Genomic DNA, 5980 nt, shown 5'->3' on the forward strand with positions numbered 1-5980 from the left:
GTCACCGCCGCGGGGGCCGTGCCCGACCGCGCCGACCTCGTAGCCGGCGGCGGGATCGCCGACGGGCCGCAGCGCCGCACGGTAGGCCAGGCTGTCGCCGTCCACGAGTGCGGGGGTCAGAATCCGCCACGACGGGGTCACGAGGCCGCTGGCGACCGCCTCGCGGCTGGCGGTCATCTGGCAGTGTCCCGGCAGCGCCAGCAGCCACAGGTCCTGGTCGTCCCAGCGGGTACCGCGCGGGAGCACGACCCCGCTCCAGACCTCGGTCCGCGACGCCGCGAACACGTCGCCGAGACCACTGGTATCGACGGTGGCCAGCTCGTCCTGCCACAGCCCGACGCCGGTATCGGCCAGCGGAGTCGACCGGCCGCCGTGCGTGCCGGCCCCCCGCATCGCGACGAAACCGCACCGCACCGGGCCGGTCGCGCTCACCAGCAGACTGCCACCCACGCGGTCGAGCCCCCACGCCCGGGTCAGCCCGCCCGTACGCAGCGGCAGCACGATCCGGCCATGCGGGGCCAACTGCTGACGCCAGGCCCCAGGGACGTCCCACGTCCCGACCGTCGAGATGATCACATCGAAGGGGGGGTGGTCCGGCACGCCACCGTCCCCGTCGCGGCACAACGCCCGCACGTCGCCATAACCTGCCCGGTCCAGGCAGGCGCGAGCCCGGTCAACCACGTCGGGATCGATGTCGACGGTCGTGACGTCCCCGCCGGGGCCGACAAGCTCACGTAGCAGCGCGGCGTTATACCCACCGGACCCGATCTCCAGGACGCGCTTCCCGGACAGGTCGCCAGCCTGGGCGAGCATCGTGGCGATCAGCCACGGCGCCGACACCGCGCTCACGTCGCGGCCGTCCTCGCCGGTCTTCGTCACGATCGACTGGTCGGCGTCGTAAGCCCGCTCCAGCGGAACACCCGGAGTGAACAGATGCCGGGGCACCGTGAGCAGCGCCCGGCGCAGCGCGGGAGACATCGGCACCCCGAAGCGCGCCATGCCGGGTTCAAAGCGAGCGACCATAGCCGCGCGCAGTGTCGCGGCATCCGGGTCGGCGCCCGTGTCGGTGGTCAGCGTCATCGCAGTGGGTATCTCCTTGTGGATGGAGGATCGGACAGGGTGGTGGCCCGCGCCTTCGACGACGGCGGCAGATCACCGAGAAGCGACGCCAGCGACATTGAGCGAGCGAGCAACCCAGCGTGAACAGCTACGGCGGCGCGGTGGGCAACGCCCTCTGGACAGCCGACGGCATCGGCGCCCTGCCCTGCGCGGGCCAGGCGTCCCGCATTGCCCACCAGAGCCCTCCCCCCCGGCGCGGGCATCCCCACTCTGGACACGTCAGCACCAGCGGTCGTTGATCCAGAAGCCTCAGACCCAACTACCACAGATCTTCCTCCACACTGACGTTGATCGGCGCGACCGTCACAACCCGGCGTGCTCCATGTACGCGGTGCGCTACCAGGATGGCCGAAGCAGGCAGGGCCGTCATTCCCGCCACCACGAACGTTTTCATCGACACCCGTGAAGCCGATGACCTGCGAGAACACGGGCGGCCTACCACATCCGTTCGCAGTGATCATGGAAGTTTGTTCGGGTGGTCCCGTACAGGAATTACGCCCAAAGGCCCCTGGGCGAAGCACGGAGCCAGGCCAGGCATCCGGCCGCCGGGCAGGCCAGGAAGAGCGGCGTGGCCTCTTCGGTGTCTTCGAGCCTGCTCGAACTTCGACGCGAAGGCCACGCTTACCGCTGGGCCATCCGCCGCGCGGTCACGTTCACCGGCCCGTAGCGCCCAAGGGCTGGGCTTGCCGCCAGATTACTCGGAGGATTGACAGCGATCGACTGTTTGGGACACCACGACCCGGGTCCTCGACGGCTCGATCATCGGACCACCAACCCGACCGGGGACCACCCGGCGCCGCCGCACAGCCTCACACCCCAGGCCACCACCGCGGCCTCCATCCAGCAGCGACCGGTCCGGGCGAGCAGCCGGTTGGCCCCTGGGCGTCTCCGACGTAGCCAGGTGATTACGTCGGTGAGATCGGGCACCACTTGTCGGTCAGAGTCGGCCGCGGTGCGCGTGGACGGGCGGCGACAGCTACGGGCGGTGGCCCTTTGAGACGATTACTCCGTGCGTCTGCTACTTCTGGGAGGAACCTGGTTCGTCGGCCGTGTCCTGGCCGAGGAGGCAGTTGGCCGCGGCTGGGCAGTCACCACGTTCAACCGGGGTAGATCCGGACCGGATGTCACAGGGGTCCACCCGCTCCGAGGCGACCGAACCGACACCAAGGATCTTGATCGCCTTGCCGCGAATGGGCCGTGGGATGCCGTAGTGGACGTCGGCGGCGCGGAGCCCCGCTCGGTCGGCCTTGCCGCGCGGGTTCTCCGTGAACAGGCCCGTCGGTATGTGTTTGTGTCGACCGTCTCGGTGTACCAAGACTGGCCCGCGTCCCCTGTCGACGAATCCTCGCCGCTGCACCCGGGAGATCCCGACCTGGTGGTGGAAGATCCTCGCTGGGACGCGGGGCGCTACGGTCCCCACAAGGCCGGGTGCGAAGCCGCGGTCCGGCGGAGCCTTTCCCCTGACCAGGCGCTCATCGTGCGGCCGGGTGTCGTCCTCGGCCCGCACGAGTACGTCGGACGGTTGCCGTGGTGGCTTCGCCGGATGGCGCACGGCGGGCGGGTGCTGGCCCCCGCGCCCGCCGACAGGCCCATCCAGCCGGTGGACGTGCGCGACCTCGCGACGTTTCTGCTCGACCTGGTCGGACGGTCGGCCAGCGGGATCTTCAACGTTGCGGCGCCCGCCGGCCACGCAACCTACGGCCGGATGCTGGACGCGTGCATCGCGGCGACGCGGGACATCCGAGGCTCCGACGAGGTCGAGGTCGTCTGGGCGGACCCCGGCTGGCTTGTCGAGCAGGGGGTGCGCCAGTGGACGGAGATCCCGCTGTGGCGGGTGCCTCCAGGGACGTGGCAGCTGGATGCGAGCCGGGCAGCGGCGGCGGGTCTGCGCTGCCGGCCGATCGAGGACACGGTCCTGGACACGCGGGCGTGGCTGGCGGCCGGCGGCGCTCCGGTCCGACATGAGCGTCAGGACGAGCACGGTATCGACCCCGACAGGGAGCGCCGCCTCCTCGACCTGTGGGAACTGCGGTCAGACGCCGCCGGCGAGAAGCGACTGGTGTGAGGTGCCTGGGGGCAGCACGGCGGTAGCCGACTCGCGCACAAAGTGCTCGATCTGCTCGTCGAGCTGCTCGGCGTCGGTGGAGCCGCGGTAGCGCGGCTGGCTCAACGACCGGCGCAACCGGTGAAGCCTCCCCGTCAGGCGCCCCGTACGTTGCTCGGACGGCAGCGCGAGCACGGGGACGAGGGCATCGTGCGCCCCGTCGAGATTGCCGTCCAGCGTTCGGGCGACGATCAGATCGATCCGGGCACCGTGCTCACCGGGTGTCCATCGGTCGGTGACCGGAATCGCGGTGAACAGGTCGATCGCCTGGGACGCCGCGTGCTCGGCCTGGTCGAGCTGGCCCAGGGCGAGATGCGTGGCCGCGGCGCTGAGGAGCCGGCGTTCCTCGCCGAACGAGAACTCGCCACCCACACTGTCGAGAAGATCGTCCGATGCGTCTGCCTCGGCGGTGCGCTGGGCAGCGGCCAGCGCGGTCATCGCCTCGTCCGCGGCTCCGACCATCGCATAGGAGCGGGCCTGCACGGCGTGCAGGCGAACCTTTCCGGACCCTGGTCTGGCATGGTCAAGGCCCGTTGCCGTCAGCCGTATCCCTTCCCTCGGCCGGCCGGACCAGAAGGCGATGGTGGCCTGGACAGCGCGGGCCCACGAGCGCAGCCCGTCATCGTCGACAATCTGCCCATAAGCCCAGGCCGCGCGGGCGTTCTCGACGCCAGCATCGGGAAACCCGAGGTCGAGACTGACGATGCCGAGCAGGCCGCAGAGCTGCCCGGCGAACATGTAGAGGTCGTTGAGCTGCCCCGGGCGTTTCGTCTGCTCCAGCAGCGCGTACACGGTGTTCCGGGTCTTGGCCAGTTCGGTGAACATCTGGAAGGGAGGGGTGATGTTGTAGGTGTGCGCGAGCCGACGTACATCGTCGGCGAGCTGTTCGACAGAGCTGGTATCGAGGCTTCTGGCCGCCGCGAACATCGCGTGCTCCCCCGACTCCTTGGCAGCCGACATGACACGCTCCATTTCTACCGGTACATATGGCATTGATATGTGCTCGATCCCGCCAAGCTGTAACCCTCCCGCCGCAGGTACGGACAACGTCACAGGGTAGGAACGGGTAGTCGTATGGATTCGTGCGGGCGTGTGCTGGATCTGGCTAGTCTGGCTAAGGATGAGATGGTCGGTGGCGGTGAGGTGTTCGCGGTCGTCGAGGTCGATCAGGTTGTGGATGCTGGTGTCGTAGACCTCGGCGAGCAGGGCGAGGAGCTGGGGAGTGGGCCGGCGGCGGTTGTTCGGCAGCGGCCAGTTCTCCAGCTCCGACAACCGCGGAGCGGTCATGGGCGCAGTGCCATCCGGGTCGAGGCCGGCGCGGGTGGCGTGGGTGTTGATGTGGTTCGCGGCCTGCGCCTGGGTCCAGCCGTGCGCGACCCGGTGGGCTGCCCGGGGGCGCAGCTTGTAGCGGCGGGCGAACTCGACGGCGATCTCGTCGTGCGACATGCCGACCGCGCGCATCCGCGCCCGCAGCTCATCCTGCTCCACCCGCAGACTGCGTCTATTCACGCCACATCCCCTCCAGACCTGCCCCGCAGACCGGCGTCGGTCCGCCGTTCCAGGAACAGCAAGATCACCTCAATGATCCACCACCGTCGGGCCAGGTCGATGGCGTACCCGTCGCCCGCGCGGCGCCGTCCGCTCCACGAGACAGGCCGGCAACCTAATGATTACTGGCCCGACGGTGCAGGTCATTCCCCCCGTCACGAACATGTTCTTCGGCTGCCGAGAGTCGGCTGAGCTGCGGAAATGGCGTGAGGCGGTGCGATCGGTTCGGCGCCAGGCGGTGCGTCAGTTCGCGCGCGGCAGGCGGCAGATACGGACATACACAAGCTCGCCACCGTTGCCGTCAGGTAACGGGAGTGCGCGGTCTCGCGGTCTGCGGGGCGTCTATCGGGCCGCTCGACGCTCGTGGATGCCACTGCTCGGTTGGTGCTCAGTGCCGCCGTAGCACAGGTGGAAGATCATGGCGGCGGTGTCGACCTGGTGGCGGGCCTCGTCGAGATCCCGGCCGTGCTGTGCCGCCTGGTCGTAGGCGTCCAGGGCGGAGCACAGGTCGGACCATTCCGGAGCTGTCGGGTCGACGGGTGGTGTGAAGGTGGCGAGCAGGTCCGCCAGCCGCGCGGCCGGGAGCAGGTCACGCATCCTGGCTAGCAGGACGATGGGGCGGAGCGCGGGTGGCACGGTGTGGCGGTGAGGTGGCATAGGGGCCGGTTTCGTCGTCGGAGGTCTGCGTGGCCGTGGTGACGCTTCGCCGCCGGAGGCCACGCCGTCGTGCCGGGACCGACCGCGACCGGTGAGGGGCAGTCGCTGAGGCTGTCGCCGTCAGTGTCTGAGCCGGCCGATCCATCGGCGGGGTTGCTGCGGGCGTCGCGCGCGGGCCGACGGGCAGCGGTGACGCTGCCTGCGTCGCTATGCGGACCCGTCGTCGATCGGGGACTGATGTCCTTGAGCGTCGCGTGCCGCGGCGACTGCCCGGGTGAGGACGGTGGCGAGGGCGGCGGCTTCGTCCAGGGTGAGTGCTTCGCTGTCGGGGTCTTCGCCGCGGCCGAGGGAGATCATGGGAGGGCGGATGGTCGTGGCGGTGACGTACTGCTCGACGGACACCTGGAGAACGGTCGCGTCGCGTAGCCCGGGAATTTCTGGTAGGTCGATCTGGGTGAACTCGGAGACGTGGTAGTCGCCGGGACCGGCGGGTTCGACGTGTAGGTGGCCGGCGGGCTGCTCGCACCAGGGCGGGCAGGAACGGTCCGCGGG

5 protein-coding genes are annotated in these 5980 nt (G+C 69.8%); 1 reads left to right on the forward strand and 4 read right to left on the reverse strand.

Features of this window, described 5'->3' with window-relative positions:
- A partial coding sequence (gene fxlM, locus AC08OP_RS19265; RefSeq protein ID WP_476615463.1) for a methyltransferase, FxLD system occupies positions 1-1080 on the reverse strand: 1080 nt, incomplete at its 3' end.
- 1048 nt (positions 1081-2128) lie between these two features.
- On the opposite strand from fxlM, the gene AC08OP_RS19270 reads away from it, so the two are divergent.
- Complete coding sequence (locus AC08OP_RS19270) at positions 2129-3184, forward strand: NAD-dependent epimerase/dehydratase family protein (RefSeq protein WP_476615464.1); 1056 nt, start codon at positions 2129-2131, stop codon at positions 3182-3184.
- Here the strand turns inward: AC08OP_RS19270 and AC08OP_RS19275 are convergent.
- The 3 genes from AC08OP_RS19275 to AC08OP_RS19285 all read right to left on the reverse strand — a co-directional run.
- Positions 3152-4732: a hypothetical protein gene (locus AC08OP_RS19275; RefSeq protein WP_476615465.1), complete on the reverse strand. Its 1581-nt coding sequence runs from the start codon at positions 4730-4732 to the stop codon at positions 3152-3154. The two genes, AC08OP_RS19270 and AC08OP_RS19275, sit on opposite strands and share 33 nt — an antisense overlap.
- Before the next feature lie 381 nt (positions 4733-5113).
- Positions 5114-5428 (reverse strand): hypothetical protein, encoded by a 315-nt coding sequence (locus tag AC08OP_RS19280; protein ID WP_476615466.1) that lies wholly within the window; start codon positions 5426-5428, stop codon positions 5114-5116.
- 207 nt (positions 5429-5635) lie between these two features.
- A partial coding sequence (locus AC08OP_RS19285) for a DUF6907 domain-containing protein (RefSeq protein WP_476615467.1) occupies positions 5636-5980 on the reverse strand: 345 nt, incomplete at its 5' end.

This window comes from Frankia sp. CeRuru1 (assembly GCF_977966315.1).